Below are 4,523 nucleotides of genomic sequence, written 5' to 3'. Positions count from 1 at the left end.
GTAGCGGGGACAGGATTTGAACCTGCGGTGTATTGACCGAACTAACTTTGACGTTTTCGCAGGTCAGAGGGTATTTCTGTTAAGTTCCGGCGGTGCGTGATGCGAGACCACTTGAACGAGATCTGAAGACCTTCGTGCTGCCCGAGATCGGGCGGCTGCAATCGACGGGAGACGCCTGGGAGCCGTATCGGCTCATCGACCCAGAGGGTCGACGCGTCGAACCGGTCGCGGTCTACTTCAAGGACCTGCTCGCCGCAGACAGCCCCGCCGCCACGTTGTACTCGTACGGCAACGATCTGCTGCGGTGGTGGCGATTTCTGTGGGCCCACGGCATCGAGTGGGACCGCGCCGTACGCGAGGACGCCCGCGACTTCACGCTGTGGATGCAGCTCGCGGACAAGCCGGTACGTGTGCACTGGCGGCACCGTGGCAAGGACCCCGCCGAGATAGCCCGGCGCAAGCCCACGACCGGCCGTCCCGCGCCGGGAACGCCGAACCCGGTGACCGGTAAGTCGACGATCGGGAAGAAGTACGCGCCCAGCACCCGGGCCCACTGCGAGACCGTCCTGCGGACCTTCTACGACTTCCATCTCGACCGTGTCAGCGGCCAGTTGCTGGTCAACCCGTTCCCGCTGGACCGCACCCGTCGCAACGGTCGGCCTCATGCCCGCCACAACCCGGCGGACGAGTTCAAGCACGAGCGGACCGGCCGCTACCGGCCGACCGTCCCGGAGCGGATCCCCCGCCGAATACCGGACGACAAGTACACCGAGGTCTTCGCCGGCCTGCGCTCGCACCGGGACCGCGCCCTGCTGGCCTTCTGGGTCTCCAGCGCCGCCCGTTCGGTCGAGTTGCTGACCGCGACCGAACGCGACGCTCTGCCTGGCCAGCAGGTCATCGGCGTGATCCGCAAAGGAACCCGCGAATACCAGCAGCTGCCGGCATCTCCCGACGCGTTTGTCTGGCTCCGGCTCTACCAGGAGGACGCCTGGCGCAAGGGGGTCCCGCGAGGCCGCAACCAGCCCCTGTGGTGGACCCTGCGGCGTCCCTGGAGGCCGCTGAACTACGACGCCGCCCGCGCCATGTTCAACCGGGCGGTCGAGCTCCTGGGCGCCAACTGGACACTCCATGACCTGCGGCACACCGCCACCTACCGCATGGCCGAGGACCCCGAGATGTCGCTGGTCTACGTCCAGCACATCCTCGGTCACAAGGATCAGAGCACGCTCCAGAAGTACCTCCGCCCGAGCCGGGACGAGGTCATCTCGGCAGGTCTGGCACACCATGCCCGGCAGGAGGCGAAGAAGAACGCCCCGCCGCCGGCTCCCTCGGCCCCCGCCTACAGTGAGGACTCGCTGAACACCCTCTTCGGAGGGCTCGTCGCGTGACCACCGCAACGATCACGGCGCCGCCGCAGACCCATCGCAAGCTCGCCGGCGCCGAGGCCGCCGCGCTTCTGCAGAAGTTCCCGCCGCGCCAGAATCTCGAGCCCTGGTTCATGACCGGGGCCGACACCGACTACGTCCTGGACACCCTCCGGCGGGGCCCCTTCCGGGCCGAGACGGAGAGTGGCCAGTTCACCCGCATGGTCGGCGCCCGCGCGATCCTGGCCTGGCTCCAGACCTTTCCCGGATCGACCTGGCAGGCCAACTGGGATGCGAGCCCGGCGGTTCACTCGACCGCCGGGTGGCACAGCACTGTCCTTGACTGGGCTTCCACCGCCCTTGGCCGACGGCCGACCTCGGCCTGTCTTGCCTCCGGGACACTGGCCTTGATCTGCGCGGACGTCATCCGCCCCTCCCCGGCATGGTTGGCGGCCAGCTCCTCGAACGCCTTTCGCCCGGCCATGGCGGCGGCTCGTGACCCCGAAGGGTTCGCCCGCCTGGAGGCCCAGTTCCCGCCGGCCATCCAGTCCACCCGGCATGCTTCCGCGGCGCTCAAGGCGGTCGCCCGCCTGCTTGCGGCTTTCGGTGGCCGCGTCGAGGACATCGTCGTCGGCGACCTCCTCGTCCTGCTCCAGGAGACGCGCCACGATGCGGCCCGCGGCACCCGCATTGCCTACACCGCCCTGCGTGACCTCGGCCAGTTCCCGCCGGATGCCCCGGCGACCCTGCTCCGGCTCCAGACCCGCACCGGGCAGGTGAGTCCCGCGGAACTCGTGGACCGCTACCGTCTGCGCTGCCGTCCGGTCCGCGACCTCCTCGTCGACTACCTCACCGAACGCCAGCCCTCGCTCGACCACAAGTCGCTGATCACCCTGTCGACGGCCCTGGCTGGCAACTTCTGGTCCGACCTCGAACGCCACCACGAGGACATCGACTCGCTCCATCTGAGCCCGGAGATCGCCGCCGCCTGGAAGGCCCGCGTCAACACGGTCACACGCCGTCGGCGGATGCCGGACGGCCGGGTCGTCGAGACCACGACCCCGCGCTCCAGCGCGCCCGCGATCAAGACCCTCGTCCGGGCCTTCTACCTGGACATCTCCCAGTGGGCCCTGGACGAGCCAGCCCGATGGGGACCTTGGGCGGCCCGCTGCCCGGTCACGGAAGCCGACTGCTCCGACAAGAAGACCAAGCAGCGGCGGAAGACCGCCTCGGACCAGCGGACGCGCGAGCGGCTTCCCGTCCTGCCCACACTCATCCGCGTCGCCGACCGCCGGCTCAAGGAAGCCCGCACCCGCCTGGACGCGCTCCACGCCGTCCCACTCGGCGCCCGGTTCACCGCCCTCGGGGAGACGTTCACCGCGCCGAAGCGCACCTCCCGCGCTGGCCTCACGGGCCAGGCATATGACGCCTCGGGCCGTCGCCGGGACTTCGAGGCCGAGGAGAAGCGCGCCTTCTGGGGCTGGGCCACCATCGAGATCCTCCGCCACACGGGAATCCGCATCGAGGAACTGCTGGAACTCGGCCATCACAGCATCATCCGCTACAAGCTCCCCACCACAGGCGAGTTCGTCCCCCTGCTGCAAATTGCGCCATCAAAAACAGACCAGGAACGCCTGTTGCTGGTCACTCCCGAACTGGCCGACGTCCTGAGCACCGTGGTCACACGAGTGCGCGGTGAAAATGGGGCAATTCCCTCGGTCCCCAGCTACGACATCCACGAGAAGGCATGGAATGATCCCATGCCGCTTCTCTACCAGTGGAACGTCTCGGGTGACAGGCGCCCCATCTCCTCCAACACCGTCCGCGACGCACTCAACGATGTGCTGCTAGCGACCGGTCTGACCGACGGCGCCGGAAACCCGCTGAAGTTCCAGCCTCACGACTTTCGGCGGATCTTCATCACCGACGCAATCCTCAACGGACTGCCCCCGCACATCGCCCAAGTCATCGCAGGTCACACCAACATCAACACGACCATGGGCTACAACGCCGTCTATCCAGCACAAGCCATCGAAGCCCATCGGTCATTCATCGCTCGCCGTCGAAATCTTCGCCCACGCGACGAATATCGCGCGGTCACCTCCGAGGAATGGCAGGAGTTCCTGAACCATTTCGAACGGCGCAAGCTGGCGCTGGGATCATGCGGGCGAGCCTTCGGAACCGACTGCATTCACGAGCACGCCTGTGTCCGCTGCCCAGTCCTCATCGTGGATCCCAACGAGAGAGGGCGACTTGTCGAGATCCGCGACAACCTGAACGACCGGATCGCCGAAGCCGAAAGAGAAGGGTGGCTTGGCGAGGTTGAAGGTCTCTCGGTGAGCCGGGACGCCGCAGAAGAGAAGATCATGCAGCTTGACGCGAGGCAGAAGAAGAAGGAATCGCCGGTGTTCATGGGCATTCCGAGCTTCAGCCAGGTTGCCGTTCGCACCAGCTTCGCCACCAACGGAACCTAACCAGGTGCGACTGACGGGGTGTCCCCGGCGCGATGCGCCGGGGACACCCCGCATGCTCAGTGCTAGTCGCCGAGGAGGATCTCCAAGAGGTTTCGCACCGCTTCCCGAGCGGCCCCCTCAGCGGCGCCCCTCGCCACCGAGTTCTTCAGCCCGGCGTCCTCGCTGCGGTTGTTGCCGCTGCTCGGAGGGGTCACCGGGGGCTCGTTGGCCGGCGTCTGGTCGACGGCGAGGCCGACGGGAGGTTGAACCTGGCTCCGATGGCCAAGAAGGCCCTTGATCTTCCCGAAAAGGGACATACGTCTTCCCTCGAAGTGAACCGAGGGGTGAGAGAAGGCGCGCTACTCGAAGCCCTCCCAGCGGGCGCGCGTGATCCCTTCCCGCACCCAGGGCACGGGAAGGGAATCTCAACTGGTGGAGACAGCGGGCTGACTGGGCTCAAGCCGCTGAAGGCTACCCATTCGGCCGAGCGGCCGATGATCCATCCACGCGTCGACGACGATCGCGATCAAGACGGTGATGGACTGGAAGAAACGCCCGCCCATGAGCAGTCTCAGCAGGGCCTTAGCCCTGGGGACTTCACGCTTCGAGGACGGCTGCATGGCCCCATTATGCCGCATCGGGGGCCCGGGACCGCCGATTCCGTTGCACTGCTGCTTAGTTCGGAGAAGACCTCTGGGTTATGAGC

Annotated in this window: 3 protein-coding genes; 2 read left to right on the top strand and 1 reads right to left on the bottom strand. The window is 67.0% G+C overall.

Annotated elements, in window-relative coordinates; genetic code table 11:
* Nucleotides 1–92: 92 nt before the first annotated feature.
* Both ACFY1P_RS35320 and ACFY1P_RS35315 read left to right on the top strand, forming a co-directional pair.
* Nucleotides 93–1,388, top strand: a complete 1,296-nt coding sequence (locus tag ACFY1P_RS35320; RefSeq protein ID WP_390753003.1) for a tyrosine-type recombinase/integrase — start codon at nucleotides 93–95, stop codon at nucleotides 1,386–1,388.
* Nucleotides 1,385–3,838 carry a tyrosine-type recombinase/integrase gene (locus ACFY1P_RS35315; protein ID WP_390753002.1) on the top strand — a complete coding sequence of 818 codons (2,454 nt, stop codon included), beginning with the start codon at nucleotides 1,385–1,387 and terminating at the stop codon, nucleotides 3,836–3,838. Before ACFY1P_RS35320 ends, ACFY1P_RS35315 begins: the two co-directional genes overlap by 4 nt.
* 62 nt (nucleotides 3,839–3,900) lie before the next feature.
* Here ACFY1P_RS35315 and ACFY1P_RS35310 read toward each other — a convergent pair whose 3' ends face one another.
* Nucleotides 3,901–4,134: a hypothetical protein gene (locus ACFY1P_RS35310; RefSeq protein ID WP_390753001.1), complete on the bottom strand. Its 234-nt coding sequence runs from the start codon at nucleotides 4,132–4,134 to the stop codon at nucleotides 3,901–3,903.
* Nucleotides 4,135–4,523 lie beyond the last annotated feature (389 nt).

Origin of the sequence: Streptomyces sp. NPDC001407, from assembly GCF_042895325.1 — a bacterium.
In the GTDB taxonomy this organism is placed as follows: Bacteria; Actinomycetota; Actinomycetes; order Streptomycetales; family Streptomycetaceae; genus Streptomyces.
The sequence above is the reverse complement of the archived record's forward strand: the minus strand, read 5'-3'. Positions and strand labels throughout refer to the sequence as shown.

Excerpts from the sequence above, each read along its gene's own strand:
- ACFY1P_RS35310 (WP_390753001.1), bottom strand. The coding sequence starts at position 4,134 with ATGTCCCTTTTCGGGAAGATCAAGGGCCTTCTTGGCCATCGGAGCCAG.